Here is a 20,279-nt window from a genome sequence, read left to right on the forward strand (position 1 = left end):
CTGATTTAGACCCGCAAGCCCTGGAGTCTCTTAACATGAGCGATTACCAAGCATACGAAGACGCGTGCGAAAAGATCCGGGCCGAGAACGCAATTCTGCTGACGGAATTCGTGGCTTGGCTCAAGGCGTCCGGCCTGTCCGAAAAGGTCGTCAAGAAGCATCGTACAAATATCGATTTCTATAGCAACGACTATCTGCTTTACGAGGACGCGCTCGAGGCCAGAGACGGCGTGGACCATGTCAGCTGGTTTCTCGGCGACTGGTTTATCAGGAAGGCCATGTGGTCAAGCCAAGCCAGCATTAAGGAGAATGCAGCAAGCCTCAAAAAATTCTACGCCTTCATGCATGAAAAAGGCTTGGTCAGCAAGGACGATCTGGTCGAGTTGAAGCAGATCGTCAAGGAAGGGATGCCGGATTGGTTGGAAAGCATGAGGGACTACAACAACGCCGGGATCGACGATCCTTGGTGAGCGCGACGGAACGACAGTTTGCGGGACCAAAACGACCCGGAATGCCTGGTTGAATCTAAACCGCGCACGGTGCGGTATGCGTAATTTGGTGGATGGCTTGGCCCCGCCGGCTCCGACGACTGTCGGAGCCGGCGCGGTTTAAAGTATTAAAAATCTTAAACTCTAAACCGCGTCTCACTGGGATCAAGGATATCTCCGAATCTAAACGAACAATGAAAACGACGCATGTCGCTCTGGACGCGGTTTAGACGGGATCGCCGAGCATCTTGCGCTGGATGTATCGAGGAACGCGCCATTCGATCAGGGATGCGATTCGCGTCGTCCGATCCCCTCGGCGATGAAATCCAGCACGAGGGTATTTAGGCTGACTCCCTCTTGCTTGGCGCGCGCAGTCAACTTGCGGTGGAGCGACTTGGGCACGCGCTGCACGAACCGCCCTGATTCGCCGCCTTTGCCCGGCTCGGGCACCGGGTCGCCAAATTCGCGCGCGGTCAGAATCCAGCTCGTGACGGCATCGCGGGCACTCTCAAGCGCCTCCGGTATGGTGGCGCCGTCGGCCATGCAGCCTGGCAGATCGGGAAAGGTGACGAGGTATCCGCCCTCGGGAAGGGGGCAAATCTCGCAGGGGTAATCGGGAATGGGGGTATGCATGGTCAGTCTCCGGTACCTTGCTGGATGAACCAGACAAAGCGCTTCACATACTCAGGTGCTATGGGTTTGTGGGCCGGAACCGTCAATTTGGTGCCGTTCGGGTGACGAAATGTCACATGACTGGTTCCAGGCTGACGGTACTCCACGCCATGCGCATCGGCGACCGCCTTGAGTTGGTCGATCCGCCAATCCCGCGGGTTGGCGCGCATCTTGTCGAGTGTTTTGTCCGCTCGGCTCATGCGCTCATGATACTACATGGAGCATCATTCCGACCCAGGGGCTGAACCCGGCTGAACGCCCGCCGGGATCATAGAGCACACGAGGCGTATGTGCGCCTTGGGCTCTGGCTCCGCGTCCCGGAACGCGACCACGCGACCATGCGACAGCGGACCATTCGGCGATTCGGCCAGTGTTCGAGGAACGATAAGCGAACTTCGTTACAATGCTCCCGCGTGGCGTGTCGGGATATTCGCAACCCCGCCGATCGCCGCGAAGCGGCGTCCCCGGGATAGACGACTTGCAGTCGTCCTCTTCGCCCGCCCCGATGGCCGGCGAGGTCGCGCCAAACGCGAAGATTTCGAAGACCGCGCCGGCTCCAGCGGTCGTCAAGTCTGCCGGGGCCGATCCCAATCAATAACATCGCATACCCCGTTGGGCGCGGTTTAATCAGCAGAGCAGGAGCGAGGACGTGGCAGTTACGAACGACATCGGACGTCTGTTTCAACAGGCATTCAAGAAGATCGACGATGTGCTCTGGAAGGAGGCGGGTTGCAGCTCGGAGCTGGATTACACGGAGCAGACCTCCTGGCTCTTGTTCCTGAAATATCTCGACGACCTGGAGCAGGAGCGGGCGACAGAGGCCGAGCTCGAAGGCCGGACCTACAGCGACATCCTCGATCCGCCCTATCGGTGGGAGCGTTGGGCGGCGCCGAAGGACCGGGACGGCAGACTCGATCACAATAAGGCACTGACGGGCGATGACCTCGTGGAGTTTGTCGACCGCAAGCTCTTCCCCTATCTGCACGGCTTCAGGCAGCGGGCGAGCGGGCCGGATACCATCGAATACAAGATCGGCGAGATCTTCGGCGAGATCAAGAACAAGATCCGCAGCGGCTACAACCTGCGCGAGATCATCGACCACATCGACGAGCTGCGGTTTCGCTCGCAGGCGGAGAAGCACGAGCTCTCCGCATCCACACCAACACGCTCACCGAGAACCTCGCCGACATTCAGGAGAAAGACCGCTACGACGTCGTGCTCGCGAATCCGCCCTTCGGCGGCAAGGAACGCAAGGAGGTTCAGCAGAACTTCCCGATCCGCACCGGCGAGACCGCCTTCCTCTTTCTCCAGCACTTCATCAAGATCCTGCGCGCCGGCGGGCGAGCCGGTGTCGTCATCAAGAACACCTTCCTCTCGAACTCGGACAACGCCTCGGTCTCACTGCGCAAGCTGCTGCTGGAGTCCAGCAACCTGCATACCGTCCTCGACTGTCCGGGCGGGACCTTCCAAGGGGCGGGGGTGAAGACGGTGGTGCTCTTCTTCGAGAAGGGCGCGCCGACGCGCAAGGTCTGGTACTACCAGCTCGATCCAGGCCGGACGATGGGCAAGACCACGCCCCTCAACGACGCCGACCTTGCCGAGTTCGTGGCCTTGCAGAAGGACTTTGCCGACTCGCCGAAGAGTTGGACCCTGGATGTCGCGACCGTCGACACGACGACCTATGACCTGTCGGTGAAGAATCCGAACGGCGGGGAGACGGTCGCCCACCGCAGCCCTCGGGACATCCTGGACGAAATCGCCGCGCTGGATGCCGAGAGTGCGGCAGTGCTGGCGAAGATCAGGGGGCTGCTATGAACCTTACCCAGTCATTCTTTGATGACATTCGTGGACTCATCACTTCCGCTCGCGTCATCGTGGCGCGTGGCGTCGATCTTGTTCAGGTACGCACCAACTATGAGATCGGGCGGCGCATTGTGGAACAAGAACAAAAGGGCGAAGAGCGCGCTGCTTATGGGCAGGAGATCCTTCGAGCGCTGGCGGACAGACTGACCGGGGAGTTCGGGAAGGGCTACTCGCTTTCCAATCTCAAATCGATGAGGCAGTTCTACCTGCTGTACCAAAACCGGATTGGTCAGACGCTGTCTGGCCAATCGAAAACAAAAAGCCAGACAGTGTCTGGCCAATTGCCAAGCGAGGGCGATCAAGAAAGCCTCGGGGCATTCCAGATTGTCCATACAGCGCCTGGGCAATCGTCGCGCCCCTTCTCGTTGAGCTGGTCGCACTACGTCTTCCTGCTCGGCATCAAGAACGCCGACGAGCGCAGCTTTTATGAAATCGAAGCCACCGGGCAAAACTGGACGCTGCGCGAGCTCAAGCGCCAGTTCGACAGCGGTCTCTACGAACGGCTGGCCTTAAGCCGCGACAAGGAAGGCATCCGCCAACTGGCGCGCGCAGGCCAGATCGTCAGCCAGCCGCAAGACCTACTCAAGGAACCGCTGGTGCTGGAATTCCTCGGTCTCGCCGAGAAAAGCCGCTATTCCGAATCTGATCTCGAAAGTGCCATCATCGACCGCCTGGGCCAGTTCCTGCTCGAACTCGGCAAAGGCTTCCTGTTCGAGTCCCGGCAAAAGCGCTTCAGTTTCGATGACGACCATTTCTTCGTCGACCTCTTCTTCTACAACCGCCTGCTGCGCTCCCATGTTCTGATCGACCTCAAGCTCGGTAAGCTCACGCATCAGGATCTCGGCCAGATGCAGATGTACGTCAATTACTTCGACCGCTACGTCAAACTGGAAGGCGAGAACCCCGCCATCGGCATCGTGCTGTGCAAGAAAAAGCACCAGGCGCTGGTCGAAATCACCCTGCCCAAGGACGCCAACATCCACGCCCGCGAATACCAGCTCTACCTGCCGGGCAAGGAAGAATTGCGGCAGAAGCTGGAGGAGTGGATAGCGGAGGTGGAGGGGTGAGGGCGGGGTGGAAGGAAAAAGCTGTCGGCGAAATTTTGCAACTGGAGTATGGCAAGCCGCTGGATGCTGCTGATCGAATGCCCGATGGCTGCCACCCAGTATATGGTGCTAACGGAGAGATAGGCCGCACTGACAAGTTCTACTACGACAAGCCAAGCATCATCATTGGGCGCAAGGGTTCTGCGGGTGAAATCAACCTTACGGAGGAAGAATTCTGGCCGCTCGATGTGACTTACTTTGTCACATTCGATGAACACCAATACGACCTACGCTTCATTTTCTACCTACTGACAACGCTTGAATTGCCGAAACTGGCTAAAGGCGTTAAGCCCGGCATAAACCGCAACGAGGTTTATGCGCAGACGACCAAGGTTCCTCCACTCCCTGAACAGCAGCGCATCGTCCGCATTCTCGACTTGGCCTTCGAGGGAATCGCGACGGCTAAGGCGAATACCGGGAATAATCTGAAGAATGCGCGGGCAGTTTTTGTGAGCGAGTTGAACGCAATTTTCACGCAGAGAGGGGACGGGTGGAAGGAAACAACAGTCGATAAAATATCGACGAACCTCGATAGCAAACGTGTGCCTATCACGAAGAACGTGAGAAAGAGCGGAGAGTATCCTTACTACGGTGCTTCCGGTATCGTTGATTATGTCAGTGACTATATTTTCGATGGTGATACGCTGCTCGTTTCTGAAGATGGAGCCAATTTGCTTGCAAGGTCAACTCCGATCGCATTTTCGGTTTCGGGCAAATACTGGGTTAACAATCACGCGCACATTCTAAAGTTTGAGCACATGGCGACCCAGCGGTTGGTTGAGTTCTACCTGGACAGCATTAAGCTCGACGAATACATTACTGGGGCGGCTCAGCCAAAACTTAACCAAAAGGCACTTAACGCTATTCCGATACCAATTCCAATAACTGTCGATGCTCAAACAGAAATTGTCGAGCGTATAGACGCGCTCCAAGACGAAACTCAACGCCTCGAATCCATCTACAAGCTCAAAATCTCCGCACTCGACGACCTGAAGAAATCGCTCCTCCACGAAGCCTTCAACGGTAACTTTTAAACCGCGCCCGGAAGGGTATGCACTGTTCCCGGATTGAATCGATTTCGGTAGACTCAACGGTTGTCGGCGCTGGCGCGGCTTAAAAGAGAAAAAATAAACCATTAAACCGCGTCGACTCCGACGACACAGATGAGAGCCAGCCTGGATGATGACTCAGAACGACGCATACCGTGATGGACGCGGTTTAAGATGAACGAAGCCGAAACCAGAGCCGAACACATCGATCCCGCGTTCAAAGCGGCGGGATGGGGTGTCGTGGAAGGGAGCCGGATCCTGTGGGAGTACCCGATTGAGATTCTCGGGTCTTCGGATTCTGATACCAATCGCGCCTACTGCCCGTGTCGTTAGCCATGATTTTAAAACACTCTCACGGAGACACGGAGACACGGAGAAGAGACATCCAAGAACAAAAGCCTGGCATCACCGGGGCCAAGGTCGGAAGCCGGTCAGGCAGGCGGGAGGCATTGGCAGGATCAAGGCACGGCACGTCGTCATGGGAGTCATTTTCGTTTCTTTGGGGGAATTCCGGAAACCGTTATGCCAATCGGCGCATCGGAGCGCTCCACGCTACGAGCGCCGTAGGTTGTGCCGAGCCGTGCGAGGCACAACCAACCGTCGGCGGATGTTGTGCTTCCTATCGTCAGCACAACCTACAGGAATGCGGGTCTGTGGGTATAGAGTGGGTATAGAGCTTTCCGGAAATTACCGTAATATTTTTTGTGTCTCCGTGTCTCCGTGTCTCCGTGAGAGAAATTCATTTTTTGAGATATGGGTAAAGGTATGGCCTACTGCCATGACGGATCAGGACGCAGCCCATGTGTCCAGCCTGGCGATCAGCTCGCACCGTTTCATGCGACCGCAAGTTCTCCGACACGGCGTACAGACGGAATGGCGCCACTCGTCAGTTCCTGGTAAATGTCTCTCAGGTTATCCTGTAGCTCTTCCAACGTTTCACCCTGTGTCGCGCAATCCGGGAATTCTTCAAGGTAACCGAGCCAAATGTTGTCATCTTGCCAATAGGTATATTTGAGCACTGGCATGGCACGCCTTCACCGGTTCGCCTGTGTCAGCCGGAAAAAGGTTCTGGCCCCTGTTCTGCCGCCTTTTCTGCTGCGGAAACTGGGCTGATGGCAGCAGGAAGCCTGGTCTATTTCAGGTCTCAGTGCAAGCTTATCGCCCTCGACGCACTGAAGACATCAGGGCTTAATCAAATACTGAGGTCACGAATCCATGCAAGCGATTACCTTGACCAAGGCCCGTGACGACCTTGCGCAGACCATCGCCCAGGTCTGCGTCGATCACGAACCCGTCATCATTACCGGCGAGTCCGACCATTCGGTCGTGATGGTATCCTTGGAGGACTACAGTGCCTTGGAGGAAACCGCCTATCTGTTGCGCAGTCCCAACAACGCCAGGCGTTTGCTGGATTCCATCGTCGAGTTGGAGCAGGGCGGCGGGGTCGAGCGGAACCTGGTCGAATGAAGCTGGTGTTCTCCGAGCGTGCATGGGAGGACTATCTGTACTGGCAGACACAGGACCGCAAGACGCTGAATCGGATCAATCAACTGATCCGCGACTGCCAACGCGATCCGTTCTCGGGTATCGGCAAGCCCGAGGCGCTGAAGCACGCACTGGCAGGTTACTGGTCGCGACGGATTACTGATGAACACCGCTTGGTCTACAAGGTGATCGATGACGCGCTGCTGATCGCGCAGGCCCGCTTTCACTACTGAAGACGAGCGAGTCGTGATGGGATGAGCGGCCCCAACTCGACCTGAACCCTGAACCCTGAACCCTGAACCCTGAACCCTGAACCCTGACCACTCCATACTCACCCATGAACGAAGCCGAAACCAGGGCCGAGCACATCGATCCCGCGCTCAAAGCGGCGGGATGGGGTGTCGTGGAAGGGAGCCGGATCCTGCTGACGCTGGCGACCGGGACCGGCAAGACCTTTATCGCCTTCCAGATCACCTGGAAGCTGTTCCAAAGTCGCTGGAACCTGTCGGACTGGAAAACGGACGGAGCGCCGACGCGACGACCGCGGATCCTCTTCCTCGCCGATCGCAACAACCTCGCCGATCAGGGCTACAACGCCTTTTCGGCCTTTCCGGAAGATGCCCTGGTGCGGATCGCCCCCGCGGACATCCGCAAGAAAGGCAAGGTGCCGAAGAACGGCAACATCTTCTTCACCATCTTCCAGACCTTCATGAGCGGGCAGACCGAGGACGGGAAGCCGGCGCCCTACTTCGGCGAATACCCGCCGGACTTCTTCGACGTCATCGTGATCGACGAGTGTCATCGCGGGGGTGCGAACGACGAGAGCACCTGGCGCGCCATTCTGGAGTACTTCACGCCCGCGGTTCAGCTCGGGCTCACCGCAACACCCAAGCGCAAGGACAACGCGGACACCTACCGCTACTTCGGCGAGCCGGTCTTCATCTACTCGCTCAAGGAGGGCATCAACGACGGATTCCTCACGCCGTTTCGCGTCAAGCAGATCGCAACGACGCTCGACGAGTACATCTACACCCCCGACGACACCCTGGTCGAGGGCGAGATCGAAGCGGGGAAGCGCTACGAGGAGAAGGACTTCAACCGCATCATCGAGATCACGGAGCGCGAGAGGAAACGCGTCGAGATCGTCATGGCCGCGATCGACCAACGCGAGAAGACCCTGGTGTTCTGCGCCAACCAGACGCACGCGCTGGCGGTGCGCGACCTGGTCAACCAGGCCAAGACCAGCACCGACCCGAACTACTGCCACCGCGTCACCGCGGACGACGGCGTCTTGGGCGAGCAGCATCTGCGCGACTTCCAGGACAACGAGAAGAGCATTCCGACCATCCTGACCACCTCGCAGAAGCTCTCGACCGGCGTCGACGCGCGCAACGTGCGCAACATCGTCCTGATGCGGCCGGTGAATTCCATGGTGGAGTTCAAGCAGATCATCGGCCGCGGCACGCGACTCTACGACGGCAAGGACTACTTCACAATCTACGACTTCGTGAAGGCACACCACCACTTCAGCGATCCGGAGTGGGATGGGGAGCCGATCGCACCCGAGACCTGCGAGCGGTGCGGCGCGTATCCCTGCGTGTGCGAGCCGGAGGAGACCGACCCCTGCGCGCTGTGCGGAAAGGTGCCCTGCGTCTGCGTCAAGGAGCCGAAACCGCCCTGTCATGTCTGTGGCGAGAGCCCCTGCGTCTGCGCGAAGAAGGGAAAGGCGCGCGTGAAGCTCGCCGACGGTAAGGAGCGGGCGATCCAGCACATGACGGTGACCTCCTTCTGGCACCCGGACGGCACGCCGATGTCCGCCCAGCAGTTCATGGAGGCGCTGTTCGGCCGATTGCCCGAGTTCTTCAAGGACGAGGACGAGCTGCGCCGGCTGTGGAGCCTGCCCGACACCCGCGCGCGGCTGCTCGCGGGGCTCGCGGAGCAGGGCTTCGGAAAGGCCCAGCTTGCCGAGATGCAGAGGAGCATCGAGGCGGAGAAGAGCGACCTCTTCGATGTGCTCGCCTATGTCGGGTACGCGGTCGCGCCGCTCTCGCGCGAGGAACGCGCGGCACGGGCAAAGGTCATCATCGATGCACGCTTCTCCGGCACCCAACAGGCGTTCCTCGACTTCGTGCTGCTGCATTACGTGCAGGTCGGTGTCGAGGAGCTGGAGACGGAGAAACTCACACCACTGCTTCGACTCAGATACCGAAACTCGCTGAGCGACGCGGTCGCCGATCTCGGGGGCGCCGTCGAGATCAAGGGACTCTTTGTCGACTTCCAGAAGTGGCTTTATGCAGATGCGGCCGCTTAAACCGCGCCCGGAGCGGTATGCGATGTTGCTGGACGGAATCGGACCCGGCAGATTCGACGACCGTTGGAGCCGGCGCGGTTTAAGATATTAAGAAATATATATCTTTAGGTGATTTCCGGGAAAGGATCTACCGGCGTAGGGGCGAATGAATTCGCCCCACAGATCTTCCTGGCATGCGCAGACGGGATGCCAATGCTCGGAAATCGCCTTAGGCTAGTTCCGAAATCATCAAACGGCTGCGTTGCCTGAGCCACCGCCTATACTCGGAGACTGCGCATGATCGCAGTCGGCGGCTCCCCGGCCGCTCAATCCATTCAAACCGGTGACGCGATGCAGACCATCCAATTCCTGACTGTTCCGGATCGGACCTTTCGGCTGCGGTGGCCACCCGCGGCGGAGGACGCGTCCGTGTTTCTCGACCTCTGTCGCGCCAACCCGGACTATCGCATCGAGCTGAACGGCCAAGGGGAGATCGAGATCCTGCCGCCGACAGGAATCCGAACGGGCCGCAAGAATGCAAGATTGATCAGCGCCTTGACCTCATGGGCGGAAAAGGACGGCAGCGGTGAAACCTTCGACTCCTCGACCGGCTTCCGCTTTGCGGACGGCGCGACACGTTCCCCGGACGCGTCGTGGGTGCGACGCGATCGGCTGGATGGTCTCGCATTATCCGAAAAGGATGGTTTTGCACCCCTTGCACCGGATTTTGTCGTTGAGCTCCGCTCCAAATCGGACAGCCTCGAGACCATCCAGGCCAAGATGGAGGAATATCGCGAGAACGGCGTGCGCCTGGGTTGGCTGCTGAATCCGGAGGCGCGCCAGGTCTTTGTCTACCGTCCGGGCCAGCCCGTGGACGTTTTCGACAACCTGGAATCGATCTCGGGCGATCCCGAGCTGCCGGGTTTTCTGCTCGATCTGCGGCCGATCTGGGAACCCGGATTCTGAGCCGGACGGATCCTCGATCGATTGGCACAGCGCACGGCCCTTAGGCCATCTGGTCCGGAGCGACGGGCATGTGGACGCCGTATTGAATGCCGCCTTGAATCTGGCCGCGAGACCGGCTCTTCGTCCGCCGGCAGGCCTTTCCGGGCTGCCATCGCCAGGTAGCGCTCCGCATCCCGCACCGACCATCGCACGCCGCTGTCCTTGACCCCCGCCTTTCGGCGTCAAAGGCGTCGGAGCCCTTTGCCGGGCGCTCAATCGATTCAAACCGGCGAAGCTGATCAGCGAATGCAGGACTTGACCCTGTTGCCCTGAGACACCGAAGCTGTCGGCGTCATCAACCACTCGAGGAGATCAACCATGCGAAACCATCAAGCCCGTCTGCCGTTCCTGCTGTTGCTGTTGCTCATTCCCGGCATTCTCACCGCCGGCAAACCGGCCGACACTGCGGCCCTGGCCGGCGTCGACTCCGGCAAGATCGCCTGGGATATCAACATGGCCAACGCCGAGAAAACGCTGCTGTACCTGAAGGTCATGGACGAGACCTACGAGGACCTGAAGCGCCAGGGAGTAGAACCGGACATGGTGCTCACGTTTCGTGGCCCGTCGGTACTTCTCATCACCACCGATCGCACCGACGTGCCGCTCGACGACGAGGCGCATCTCGACGGCATCGCCGAACAGCTCGAGGCGATGCTAAAGAAGCCGAACGTCCGTGCCGAGGCTTGCTCCGTCGCTACGCGCCTGACCAGTGTGGATCCGAAGACTCTGCTGCCGGGCATCGAGCATGTCGGCAACACCTTCGTCTCGCAGATCGGTTATCAGGCCAAGGGCTACGCAATCATCCCGATCATGTGACCGCCTGCACCAGGAAGGGCCACAGGTCGATCACGGGACCTCGGTCATGGCTAACATACGCACTAAAACCGCTATGGAACGGTACTGCAAAAGTGAAAGTTCACGACGACAATGAAGTCGATGGTCGTTCGGCTGACATGGTGTAAGCCCTGATGCCAACCGTTCTTCGCATTTGCGGTTTACGCTTCCACTTCTATTCTGATGAGGGAGTAGAACCTGCGCACATCCACGTTCGCAGCGCAGACGGAGAATGCAAGTTCTGGTTGGTGCCAATATCGCTTGCGCGCAACCGGGGCATTCGAGCGAGCGATCTCAGGCATATCGAGCAGCTCGTCTACGAGCATCAGCAAACCCTGTTGGAGGCTTTTCATGAGTTCCATGGCCGTTGAAACTGAAACGTGCGCGCTCCGAGCCTGGACTGAAGGTCGCTTGATATTCCTTGAGCTCACGGACGGAAGAGTCGTCGGATTTCCTGCAGACCGATTCAAGATTCTGCGCGCCGCCTCAGACGATGAGCTCAAGCAAGTCAGTCTCGAGCTCAACGGACACGCCCTTCGCTGGGAGGATCTCGACGAAGACATCACCGTCAACGGCGTTGTTGCAGGCCGTTTTCAACTTCCGTTGCCCGACAAGGCGGCATAAAGGGTCAAACGAAATGCCGAACAAGCGCACAAGCTGCGACGCCTTGAAGCTGCCTTCGCTCTCGCTCAGGCTGCTGCAAGGCGCGCGCTGTGCGCAACGATAGGAAGCACAAGCTCAGCCGGTGGTTGGTTGTGCCTCGCACGGCTCGGCGCAACCTACGGCCCGCTGGGCGTGGAGCGCTTCGGTGAGCAGCTTGGCATAACCGTTTCGAATTCGCCTTCCAAGGGGCAGCGCGGAAAATGCGCCTAGCCGCTTTTCACGCCACCGTGAATCCGAACCGCCTGGGATTCCGGAGGGCGCCGTCTCGCTTCGCGTGCTCGGGCCGGGCCGACGTCAACCTCGACCCGAGCGACTGTTGCCTAGCCCCGCTTCGGATCGAAGCGGTCGGCCGTCATTACCTTGGTCCAGGCGGCGACGAAGTTGCGGATAAATGCCTCGTCTCCATCCGCGGAGGCGTAGACCTCGGCGATGGCGCGCAGCTCGGCGTTGGATCCGAAGATCAGGTCCACCGGTGTGGCCGTCCATTTCAGCGCGCCTGTCGCGCGGTCGCGTCCCTCGTAGAGTCCTTCGGTGTCCGCCGCTGGCGACCAGACGGTGTTCATGTCGAGCAGGTTGACGAAGAAGTCGTTGCTCAGCGGGCCGGGGCGTTCGGTGAGCACGCCATGGCGCGCGCCACGGCTGTTGGCGCCCATGGCGCGCATCCCGCCGACCAGTGCCGTCATCTCCGGAACCGTCAGCCCCAGCAGATCGGCACGGTCCACCAGCAACGCGGTCGGCGACAGGTGGTTGCCGTCCGCAAAGTAGTTGCGGAAGCCGTCGGCCGTCGGCTCCAGGACGGCAAAGGACTCGACATCGGTCTGCTCTTGGGTGGTGTCCGTGCGTCCGGGCGTGAAGGGAACCTTGACCACATGGCCGGCATCCTTGGCGGCCAGCTCGATGGCCGCGGCGCCGCCCAGCACGATCAGGTCGGCGAGCGAGACCTGCTTGCCGTCGGCGGCACCGCGGTTGAAGCTCGTCTGGATCTCTTCCAGGGTTTGCAGTACCCGGGCCAGACTGTCCGGATCATTGACCGACCAGTCCTTCTGCGGTGCCAGGCGAATGCGCGCGCCATCGGCTCCGCCGCGTCCGTCGCTGGCGCGGAAGGTGGATGCCGAGGCCCACGCGGTGCGCACCAGCAGACCGGTCGGCAGGCCGGACGCCAGGATGCGCGTCTTGAGCGTCGCAATGTCGTTCTCGTCGATCAGAGCATGCTTGAGCGTGGGCACCGGGTCCTGCCAGAGCAGCACCGCCTCGGGCACCTCGGCGCCGAGATACCTGGCGCGCGAACCCATGTCGCGATGCGTCAGCTTGAACCAGGCCATCGCGAACGCCCGCTCGAACTCCTCCGGGTTTTCCAGGAAGCGCTCGGAGATTGCGCGATAGGTGGGATCGAGCTTCAGCGCCAGGTCGGTGGTGAACATGATCGGCGCATGGCCGATGCCTGCTAGGTGCGCATCGGGAACGGTGCCGGCGGCCGCTCCATCCTTCGGGATCCACTGAATTGCGCCGGCCGGGCTGCGGGTCTGCTCCCATTCGTAGTCGAATAGGTTGCTCAGATACAGCATGGTCCAGCGGGTCGGCGCTGCGGTCCAGGCCCCTTCCAGACCGCTGCCGATGGTGTCCTCGGCGTTGCCCTTGCCGCACCGATTGGCCCAGCCCAGTCCTTGCTGCTCGAGCGGCGCCGCGGCGGGCTCGGCGCCCACGCATTCATCCGGCTTGCCCGCGCCGTGGGTCTTGCCGAAGGTGTGACCACCGGCGATCAGGGCGACGGTTTCCTCGTCGTTCATCGCCATCCGGCCGAACGCCGTGCGGATCTGCTCGGCGGCGGCGAGCGGATCGGGATTGCCGCCTGGGCCTTCCGGATTCACGTAGATCAGGCCCATCTGCGTGGCTGCGAGTGGATTCTGCAGATTGCCTTCGGCGTCGGTGCGCTCGCGGCCGAGCATGTCCGCCTCCGGACCCCAGTAGACGATGTCGGGCTCCCAGTCGTCCGCCCGACCGCCGGCGAACCCGAAAGTCTCAAAGCCCATGTCCTCCATCGAGACGGTGCCGGCGAGCACCATGAGGTCGGCCCAGGAGATGCTGCGGCCATACTCTTGTTTGATCGGCCAGAGCAGGCGCCGCGCCTTGTCGAGGTTGACGTTGTCGGGCCAACTGTTGAGCGGATCGAAGCGCTGCTGGCCGCCGCCGGCGCCGCCGCGCCCGTCCGTCACCCGATAGGTGCCGGCACTGTGCCAGGCCATGCGGATGAACAGCGGCCCGTAGTGACCGTAATCGGCGGGCCACCAGTCTTGGGACGTGATCATCAACGCCTTGAGATCCGCCTTGAGGGCTGCGAGGTCGAGGCTCGCAAAGGCCTTCGCGTAATCGAAATCCGTTCCGTAGGGATTGGACGCCGGGTTGTGGTCGCGCAGGGGCTGCAGATCGAGCTGGTCGGGCCACCAGAAACTGTTGGGCCTCGCCTGGCCGACCGACATCGTCGGGTCCGCAGCCAAGGGGGTGGTCAGAAAGGCAGTGAGGACGGCCGCCGAAATCGCTTTCATGGGCATGGGGATCATCTCCTCGTCGTGGTTAAGTTTGACTGGGGTGGACAGCACCGCTTCTTGTCATTTTCTTTGCGCTTCGGTCTGGAGCGGGCGTCGTAGCGCTAACCCGGACCGGCTCTGCTTTGGGAGAGGCGTTGCGTAGCTTAACCCTAGGCCACCGAATGACTAGGCGCCAACTGGCAGTATAGGTTGTATCGATCGGTGCCGACGATAACCGGCGCGTGCCACTCAAAGGCAGTTGTGGATCTTTGCATGGAGTCTGGGCTCAAGCCTGAACAAGCTCATGCGGCGGAGGCGGATTTCGGACATCGGGCAGCCGCAAGCTGGCTTCCGCTGTCGCCCGTCAAGGACTTGACGGTCACCCTACCCAAAGGCGACGAAGCCGACGTGTATACGCCGGTGGTGATGTCAAGGATGCGATTTCGGTTCGAGGACGCTTGTCCCGTGATAGCCCTCCTCCAGGTGGCATTGGTCAAGAAGGGCCAATACCGCCGCTTCGGCCGACTGCTGGCGAGCCAGGGCTTTATCGTTGTTGTTCCTGACCATTTGCGTCTGTTCCCCCGGATACCGGTGCCGGTTCGATTCAGCGAGGTCGGCGTTGTGACCGCAGTTTACGATGGGATGCTTGCTGCGGATGCGGACCCTTGCTCGTATTCTGGATCTATCAGGTTGGCGGATCCTTCAACGGCGTCGTCGAAGGCCTCGCCGCGGAGCAGTCTCTCTGAAGAGATGAAACCACCGACGAGGCGCGCACCGACTGCCCCTCCGACAACTCAGCGGCGCTTCGGCGTTTGCGGCGGCACCCATGCGATCACTTTCCTTAAGGTCACCGACTCCGATGAGCATGAAGATCTGGATCCATCGCCTTCTGTTCGGCGTCGCCTCAATGGTTGAGACCGTTGCGATGCCGGACGTTGGTGACTATGCGATCCGAAACGTCGAGCTTGTCCCTGATCCGGCGAGAGAGCAGGGCAGCCCTGCGCTGAACGGCAGCAACAACTGGGCGGTCGGCGGCGCGCTGACCGATCACGGTCGGGCGCTGGTGTCGAACGACATGCACCTGGGCCTCTCGGTCCCGAATATCTTCTACCGAGCTCGCCTGATGACAACGGGTGATGGCGAGAGAGACGTGACCGGTGTCTCTCTGCCCGGAACGCCTTTCGTGGTTGCCGGCAGCAACGGCAGAGTGGCGTGGGGATACACGAATAGCTACGGCGACTGGTCCGACGCTGTCGTGCTCAGGCCTGGGGCAACCGGAAGGACATATCAAACGCCGGACGGTGACGAGGCGTTTGTCGAGCATCGGGAGTGGATCAACGTCAACCGGGCTGATCCGGTCGAGCACAGGATCAGGGAAACCCGCTGGGGCCCGTCGACGACCGCATTCAATTTGCCGGCAGCGACGCGGCGGTCCGCTGGCTCGCCCACAGTCATGAAGCCGCCAACCTAAGGATCTTGGAGCTCGAAACGGTTGCGAAGCTCGATGCTGCACTCGACGTCGCGAATACGATGGGCATGCCGCCACAGAATTTCGTGGCGGGCGATGCGCACGGCAATATTGGCTGGAGCATCGCCGGTCAGATCCCGGTGAAGGGTGGATACGATCCGATGGTTCCCGCCGACTGGAGCAATGGGAGTGGATGGACGGGCTGGCTGGATGCGGCTGACTATCCGCGCGTCGTCAATCCGGAGTCACACCTGATTTGGACGGCGAACGCGCGCGTCGTCGATGGTGACGCGCTGCAGAAGATCGGGGATGGCGGCTACGACATTGGCGCACGGGCGAAGCAGATCCGGGACCGGCTCTCCGAGAAAGACCGCTTTGCGCCGGAGGACATGTTGAAGATTCTGCGCGATCGCGAGGCGCTGTTCCTCGGCCGCTGGAGAACATTGCTGCTCGAGGTGCTCGCCGCGGTACGCGAAAACATCGGCAGTTTCCAAACGTGCTTCGATGGTTCTTTGTCTGAACGGACCTGGGGCGAGTTGAATACCGCGCACATCGCCCACCCGCTCAGTCAGGCGGTTCCGTGGCTGTCCGGATGGCTGGATATGCCTCGCGAGGTGCTGCCGGGCGATGCGAACCTGCCGCTCGCGCAGAGCCCGGACTTCGGTGCCTCGCAACGGTTTTCCGTTTCACCCGGTGACGAGGCAAAGGGTCTGATGCACATGCCCACCGGCCAAAGCGGCCATCCGCTGTCGCCGTTCTACCGACGCGGCCATGACGACTGGGTTTCCGGTACCCCAAGCCCGTTCCTGCCGAGGCCAACCCGCCACCAACTAACACTGAAACCTGCTCCCTAGGCTCACTTGCCCGATGCGCCGAGGGGGCATCGATGCCGTGCTGATGGACGACACGCTCCCGAGCATAGAGATTGTGAAAGAATTCGCCGTAGGCCGGGGTGAGTAACAAACCCCGGCATCCGCGGATTTGCAACCGGTTGAAATGCCGGGGTTCGCAAGCTCACCCCGGCCTACGCCATGCTGTCTTTGGGCCCATCGCAGGAACATTTGCACAGTCTCATAGAGGGTGGCACGGGCACCCGACACATCCGTGCGTAGCGTCCGGGCGACGGTAGCCCTCTACCGATCGTCGGACTCCGTGTTCCGGGACCCTCGGACGAGGAACGCGAGCCCTGCGCGGGTCAAGATGCGGTGTCGTTGACGCCGTGAATCGCTCGGCATTGTTTCGATGTGTTGCAGCCGCGGCTCGGGATCGCGTCCGACGTCGCCTCCGCCCGCCCAACGAGCTCGCCCGACCGCCTCACGCCGTCGACCTCATCCTAAGATACGGTCACGGGCGCATGGACTTCCCAATTCCAAGACTGATCAACATCTTCGCCACGTGAATCCGCTTTACCTTGAGTAAAAAGCTGCGGTATTATCGATACACGGGCTAAATGTTGGGCTGCCCGTGTCGGTAGAGTCGGGTAAACGATCACGACGCGGTGCCTGGCGAACAAGCAACAGGTGCCGTTTGTTTGGGGGATCAAACGTGCGCCAGACGACTTTGTCGGTTGGGCTCGAGGTTAAACCCGAGAGCCATGATCACCTGTGCGACCTGCTTGATAAGCTGCGCCCCAGAAGCAGATCCTATCCGGCGGGCGGAGATGTCTCCTTCGACGATCTCGCGAAGGCGGTGCCCGTGCTCCACTTTATGTCGCTCAGCGTTTTTCCGGGCTTCGACTACGACCCGCTGTTCGTGATCGAAGCGAATTTCGACGGGGAGCCCGGTCCGTTCTGGGCTCAGCTCGAAGCCTGTTATGGGCCGGAGCTGCGTACCTTCCTGCGCTGCTGTAAGCGTCCGCTTGACCAAGACGGCCCATTGTTCGATGCCGTCACCGCGACTGACTCGCGCACGCCGATCGCCCCCTATCTACAGGTACGCGCGGAAAGGCCCACGGTCTTCCACCACGGTAACCGCGGCATGAGTCGCGACCGCATCCTGGCCGAGTTCGCGCTGTTCAAGGGCACCCGCGTCGCGCTCGACGCCGAGGATCGCGCCTATCGCACGCTGAGCCCGGCAGGGATCCATGCGAAGCTGCGGGAGCAACTGATCGGGCAATTCCAATGGCTGGATCAGCCAGCGCCCCGACGTATCCCCTTCGCGGAGGATCTCGCCGACTGGCTCAAGCTAGGCGCCTTTATCGTCACGGCAATCTTGGCGTTGTCGCTACCGGGTCTGGTGCTCGCACTCGCCGTTACCCCGGGAGTCTATTTCCTTCTGGTGATCCTCGGCTTCGTGGTGTTGGCGGCGTGGCTCAAGCGGATCGCAGGGCCCCTGCCCGGCACCGACACGCCGAAGCGGTTCAGCCTGAAGGGGTTGCTTTTCGGGCAACTCCTACCGATCGCGTTCTTCTTGGCCCTGTATCTCGCGATCGTGAGCGCGATCGCCACGCCTCTCTCGGCGTTGCTGACCGGACGGAGCCTGGCCTTGGCTTGGGGAGACATGCTCGTCTGGCTTGCGCTCGGGATTGCGAGCGTGCCCACGACCATCGCCGGCATCCTCGTCTGGCTGCGTGCTCTGGAACGCGCCGACAGCGCGCAGGATGCACCCCCCGTCGACCCGGAGATGCTTCGCGGCATGGCGCGGCGTGAAGATTGGATCCCGCAAAACCACATGGGCTCGATCGTGTTGATCAAGCCCGGCATTCTGCGCGCGATCTTGATCCGCGTCGGACATCGCGGCCTCGGGTTGTTGCTCCGTATCGTCGCGCGCGACGGCTATTTGGGGTCGATGCGCACGATCCACTTCGCGCATTGGGCAATGGTGAACAACAAGAGCCGGTTGATGTTCTTTTCGAACTTCGACCAAACCTGGGAGAGCTATCTCGATGACTTCATCGAGAAGGCCCATGAGGGACTGTCTCTCGCTTGGAGCTGCGGAGTGGGTTTCCCGCCGGTGCGCTTTCTCATCTACGACGGAGCGAGTCACGGGGGGCAGTTCAAGGAATGGGCGCGCCATTCGATGGCGATCAGCCGCTTTTGGTACTCCGCCTATCCTGATCTGACCACCGACCAGATCGAGCGCAACTACCGCGTCGCGCTCGGTCTTCGCAAAGCCACTCTCTCCGAAGAGGAAGCCGCGCTGTGGATCCACGACCTATGAGCACCTCGTCGCGGAATCGGAGGAATTGGCGCCTTGCCGCAGGGCACGACACCCTGACTCAGGGCATCGCCGTCAGCGGCTTCGCTTCGCTGCCGACAGGCCGAGCGCTGTTCCTCGAATTCGATTGGAACGGCGTGAAGACACAGGGGGGCGGGGCTTGGCTGAAGGCATTGACTGCGGTCGCGCCGATCACCGTTGCCGATTGGAAAGAGCCGCGCTGTGCTGCGATAGGGTTCACGTGGAGCGGGCTGCGCAGGATGGGGCTCGAAGCCCGTGCTTTGGATAGCTTCGACCGTCCGTTTCGGGAGGGCATGTTCCAGGAAGACCGGTTGCGGCGCTTGGGTGACCGGCGCGGCACCGACTGGCTGCCGACGGTCATCGAGAACGGACCACAATGGAGCGGCAATACGACGCTGGGCGATCGGGAGCGGGCTTTAGCTCACAGCGCGACCGGTGCCGAGGCGCAACCGATCGAGACGCCGATCACGGTCCATGCGCTGCTCTTGCTGTACGAGAACAACGAGGCGAGCGCGGACGCTTGGTGCGCCGAAGTTGAAAGCGCTGTCGCGCCATTCGGCGTCCACGTCGTCCATCGCCTGCCGTTGCAGCTCCGTCTCGACGAAAAAGGCATTGCGCGCGAGCATTTCGGTTTCGCCGACGGCGTGTCGCAGCCTGCTCCCTATGCCGAAGGTGTCGTCACGCTGAGCAACGGCGACGACGCTCCCCGAGACGCTTGGAACGGGGTGGCTCTCGGCGAGATCCTGATGGGCCATCGGAACGGTCATCATGAGATCGCCGCCGGTCCGGTCGTGCCCGACTCTCCAACCGCCCGCGATGCGGGGCTGTTGCCGCACCCGCGTGGCGAGAACCTGCGGGATCTCGGGCTGGACGGCAGCTACATGGTGGTGCGCGAGCTCAAGCAGGATGTCGCTGCCTTCTGGCGATCGATGGACGAGGATGCTGCGAAGATCAATGGCGCCGGTCCACCCGCGGGCCAGCCGGTCGATGCCGAATGGGTCGCTTCCCGAGTCGTCGGGCGTGACCGCGACGGTCATTTGCTGAGCCCGGACGGAGTCCTGCCACCCGACAAGAACGGACAACCGGACAATGATGTCGTGTACTTCGATCGCGACCGGCACGGGCTTGGATGTCCGCTGGGGAGTCATGTCCGGCGCGGCAATCCGCGCGACGGGCTTGCCTCGGCACCGGAGGACAAGCAGACGATGCTCGACGCCGCCAACAATCATCGCATCTTGCGGCGCGGGCGCAACTATGGACCCGACATCGCCGACCCGCGCGTCGATGACGGCGCAGATCGAGGACTCCTTTTCATCTGCCTCAATACGGATATCGCGCGGCAGTTCGAGTTCGTGCAGCAGACGTGGATCCTCAATCCGAACTTCGCATGTCTGTTCGACGAGACCGATCCACTGATCGGACCGAGCGGCACGTTCACCATTCCCGAGAAGCCGCTGCGGCGGATCGTGCCGGTGAAGACCTTCGTCCAGATGGCGGGTGGCGAATACTTCTTCCTGCCGAGCATGCCGGCTCTGCGCTATCTGGCGTCGCTCTGAACGCCCTCGCTTCGAAGGACGTACTTCGAACCGGTCCGTCGGGTCTCAAGGCTGGGATCCGGAGCGCGATGTTCGCCGTAGTGCCATGGTTCTTCAGC

General features: G+C 60.9%; 17 protein-coding genes and 3 pseudogenes. 16 read left to right on the top strand and 4 right to left on the bottom strand.

From position 1 onward, the window contains the following. Nucleotides 1-35: 35 nt before the first annotated feature. Complete coding sequence (locus AADX97_RS24410) at nucleotides 36-470, top strand: recombinase (RefSeq protein WP_374232066.1); 435 nt, start codon at nucleotides 36-38, stop codon at nucleotides 468-470. Between the two features lie 300 nt (nucleotides 471-770). Here the strand turns inward: AADX97_RS24410 and AADX97_RS24415 are convergent, their stop codons facing one another. Then, a complete protein-coding gene (locus tag AADX97_RS24415; protein ID WP_296699239.1) occupies nucleotides 771-1,121 on the bottom strand; it encodes a type II toxin-antitoxin system HicB family antitoxin in 351 nt (116 codons plus the stop codon). 2 nt (nucleotides 1,122-1,123) lie between these two features. Next, the gene (locus AADX97_RS24420) at nucleotides 1,124-1,360 is read right to left on the bottom strand and encodes a type II toxin-antitoxin system HicA family toxin (protein WP_374232065.1); all 237 of its coding nucleotides are present in this window, start codon (nucleotides 1,358-1,360) and stop codon (nucleotides 1,124-1,126) included. A gap of 476 nt (nucleotides 1,361-1,836) precedes the next feature. Between AADX97_RS24420 and AADX97_RS24425 the strand changes: the two are divergent. The 3 genes and pseudogenes from AADX97_RS24425 to AADX97_RS24435 all read left to right on the top strand — a co-directional run bounded on the left by AADX97_RS24425 (nucleotide 1,837) and on the right by AADX97_RS24435 (nucleotide 5,163). After that, a pseudogene (locus AADX97_RS24425) lies at nucleotides 1,837-2,975 on the top strand (N-6 DNA methylase). Beyond that, complete coding sequence (locus AADX97_RS24430) at nucleotides 2,972-4,090, top strand: YhcG family protein (RefSeq protein ID WP_374232064.1); 1,119 nt, start codon at nucleotides 2,972-2,974, stop codon at nucleotides 4,088-4,090. The pseudogene AADX97_RS24425 and the gene AADX97_RS24430 overlap by 4 nt, the downstream one beginning before the upstream one ends. Continuing rightward, complete coding sequence (locus AADX97_RS24435) at nucleotides 4,066-5,163, top strand: restriction endonuclease subunit S (protein WP_374232063.1); 1,098 nt, start codon at nucleotides 4,066-4,068, stop codon at nucleotides 5,161-5,163. The genes AADX97_RS24430 and AADX97_RS24435 overlap by 25 nt, the downstream gene beginning before the upstream one ends. Nucleotides 5,164-6,011: 848 nt before the next feature. Here AADX97_RS24435 and AADX97_RS24440 read toward each other — a convergent pair. After that, complete coding sequence (locus tag AADX97_RS24440) at nucleotides 6,012-6,203, bottom strand: type II toxin-antitoxin system HicB family antitoxin (protein WP_374232062.1); 192 nt, start codon at nucleotides 6,201-6,203, stop codon at nucleotides 6,012-6,014. Between the two features lie 190 nt (nucleotides 6,204-6,393). On the opposite strand from AADX97_RS24440, the gene AADX97_RS24445 reads away from it, so the two are divergent. The 7 genes and pseudogenes from AADX97_RS24445 to AADX97_RS24475 all read left to right on the top strand — a co-directional run bounded on the left by AADX97_RS24445 (nucleotide 6,394) and on the right by AADX97_RS24475 (nucleotide 11,416). Further along, a complete protein-coding gene (locus AADX97_RS24445) occupies nucleotides 6,394-6,645 on the top strand; it encodes a type II toxin-antitoxin system prevent-host-death family antitoxin (RefSeq protein WP_374232061.1) in 252 nt (83 codons plus the stop codon). Beyond that, complete coding sequence (locus AADX97_RS24450) at nucleotides 6,642-6,896, top strand: Txe/YoeB family addiction module toxin (protein WP_374232060.1); 255 nt, start codon at nucleotides 6,642-6,644, stop codon at nucleotides 6,894-6,896. The genes AADX97_RS24445 and AADX97_RS24450 overlap by 4 nt, the downstream gene beginning before the upstream one ends. A gap of 167 nt (nucleotides 6,897-7,063) precedes the next feature. Beyond that, nucleotides 7,064-8,974: pseudogene (gene hsdR / locus AADX97_RS24455) on the top strand (EcoAI/FtnUII family type I restriction enzme subunit R); the annotation flags it as partial. A gap of 276 nt (nucleotides 8,975-9,250) precedes the next feature. Then, nucleotides 9,251-9,919, top strand: coding sequence for a Uma2 family endonuclease (locus AADX97_RS24460; protein WP_374232059.1), 669 nt, complete (start codon nucleotides 9,251-9,253; stop codon nucleotides 9,917-9,919). A gap of 357 nt (nucleotides 9,920-10,276) precedes the next feature. Next, a complete protein-coding gene (locus AADX97_RS24465; RefSeq protein WP_374232058.1) occupies nucleotides 10,277-10,774 on the top strand; it encodes a hypothetical protein in 498 nt (165 codons plus the stop codon). A gap of 152 nt (nucleotides 10,775-10,926) precedes the next feature. Continuing rightward, a complete protein-coding gene (locus tag AADX97_RS24470; protein WP_374232057.1) occupies nucleotides 10,927-11,163 on the top strand; it encodes a DUF4160 domain-containing protein in 237 nt (78 codons plus the stop codon). Further along, entirely contained in the window at nucleotides 11,144-11,416 is a 273-nt protein-coding gene (locus tag AADX97_RS24475) for a DUF2442 domain-containing protein (RefSeq protein WP_374232056.1), read from the top strand. The genes AADX97_RS24470 and AADX97_RS24475 overlap by 20 nt, the downstream gene beginning before the upstream one ends. A 359-nt stretch (nucleotides 11,417-11,775) precedes the next feature. Here the strand turns inward: AADX97_RS24475 and katG are convergent, their stop codons facing one another. Beyond that, the gene (gene katG / locus AADX97_RS24480; protein WP_374232055.1) at nucleotides 11,776-14,004 is read right to left on the bottom strand and encodes a catalase/peroxidase HPI; all 2,229 of its coding nucleotides are present in this window, start codon (nucleotides 14,002-14,004) and stop codon (nucleotides 11,776-11,778) included. A 249-nt stretch (nucleotides 14,005-14,253) separates the two neighbouring features. On the opposite strand from katG, the gene AADX97_RS24485 reads away from it, so the two are divergent. From AADX97_RS24485 to AADX97_RS24505, 5 genes and pseudogenes are all read left to right on the top strand, one after another. Beyond that, nucleotides 14,254-14,895 carry a hypothetical protein gene (locus AADX97_RS24485; RefSeq protein ID WP_374232054.1) on the top strand — a complete coding sequence of 214 codons (642 nt, stop codon included), beginning with the start codon at nucleotides 14,254-14,256 and terminating at the stop codon, nucleotides 14,893-14,895. Nucleotides 14,896-14,905: 10 nt separating this feature from the next. Further along, nucleotides 14,906-15,837, top strand: a pseudogene (locus tag AADX97_RS24490) (penicillin acylase family protein); the annotation flags it as partial. Continuing rightward, entirely contained in the window at nucleotides 15,838-16,302 is a 465-nt protein-coding gene (locus tag AADX97_RS24495; protein ID WP_374232260.1) for a penicillin acylase family protein, read from the top strand. A 691-nt stretch (nucleotides 16,303-16,993) separates the two neighbouring features. Continuing rightward, entirely contained in the window at nucleotides 16,994-18,607 is a 1,614-nt protein-coding gene (locus tag AADX97_RS24500; RefSeq protein WP_374232053.1) for a hypothetical protein, read from the top strand. After that, nucleotides 18,604-20,181, top strand: a complete 1,578-nt coding sequence (locus tag AADX97_RS24505) for a Dyp-type peroxidase (RefSeq protein ID WP_374232052.1) — start codon at nucleotides 18,604-18,606, stop codon at nucleotides 20,179-20,181. The genes AADX97_RS24500 and AADX97_RS24505 overlap by 4 nt, the downstream gene beginning before the upstream one ends. The last annotated feature ends 98 nt before the right edge of the window (nucleotides 20,182-20,279 follow it).

The sequence above is a fragment of the Thiocapsa sp. C2-2m genome (genome assembly GCF_041903745.1).
GTDB classification, from domain to species: domain Bacteria; phylum Pseudomonadota; class Gammaproteobacteria; order Chromatiales; family Chromatiaceae; genus Thiocapsa; species Thiocapsa roseilacustris.

Excerpts from the sequence above, each read along its gene's own strand:
- katG (WP_374232055.1), bottom strand. The coding sequence starts at position 14,004 with ATGCCCATGAAAGCGATTTCGGCGGCCGTCCTCACTGCCTTTCTGACC.
- AADX97_RS24420 (WP_374232065.1), bottom strand. The coding sequence starts at position 1,360 with ATGAGCCGAGCGGACAAAACACTCGACAAGATGCGCGCCAACCCGCGG.
- AADX97_RS24445 (WP_374232061.1), top strand. The coding sequence starts at position 6,394 with ATGCAAGCGATTACCTTGACCAAGGCCCGTGACGACCTTGCGCAGACC.
- AADX97_RS24465 (WP_374232058.1), top strand. The coding sequence starts at position 10,277 with ATGCGAAACCATCAAGCCCGTCTGCCGTTCCTGCTGTTGCTGTTGCTC.
- AADX97_RS24415 (WP_296699239.1), bottom strand. The coding sequence starts at position 1,121 with ATGCATACCCCCATTCCCGATTACCCCTGCGAGATTTGCCCCCTTCCC.
- AADX97_RS24505 (WP_374232052.1), top strand. The coding sequence starts at position 18,604 with ATGAGCACCTCGTCGCGGAATCGGAGGAATTGGCGCCTTGCCGCAGGG.
- AADX97_RS24430 (WP_374232064.1), top strand. The coding sequence starts at position 2,972 with ATGAACCTTACCCAGTCATTCTTTGATGACATTCGTGGACTCATCACT.
- AADX97_RS24485 (WP_374232054.1), top strand. The coding sequence starts at position 14,254 with ATGGAGTCTGGGCTCAAGCCTGAACAAGCTCATGCGGCGGAGGCGGAT.
- AADX97_RS24460 (WP_374232059.1), top strand. The coding sequence starts at position 9,251 with ATGATCGCAGTCGGCGGCTCCCCGGCCGCTCAATCCATTCAAACCGGT.
- AADX97_RS24475 (WP_374232056.1), top strand. The coding sequence starts at position 11,144 with ATGAGTTCCATGGCCGTTGAAACTGAAACGTGCGCGCTCCGAGCCTGG.
- AADX97_RS24450 (WP_374232060.1), top strand. The coding sequence starts at position 6,642 with ATGAAGCTGGTGTTCTCCGAGCGTGCATGGGAGGACTATCTGTACTGG.
- AADX97_RS24440 (WP_374232062.1), bottom strand. The coding sequence starts at position 6,203 with ATGCCAGTGCTCAAATATACCTATTGGCAAGATGACAACATTTGGCTC.
- AADX97_RS24410 (WP_374232066.1), top strand. The coding sequence starts at position 36 with ATGAGCGATTACCAAGCATACGAAGACGCGTGCGAAAAGATCCGGGCC.
- AADX97_RS24495 (WP_374232260.1), top strand. The coding sequence starts at position 15,838 with ATGTTGAAGATTCTGCGCGATCGCGAGGCGCTGTTCCTCGGCCGCTGG.
- AADX97_RS24470 (WP_374232057.1), top strand. The coding sequence starts at position 10,927 with ATGCCAACCGTTCTTCGCATTTGCGGTTTACGCTTCCACTTCTATTCT.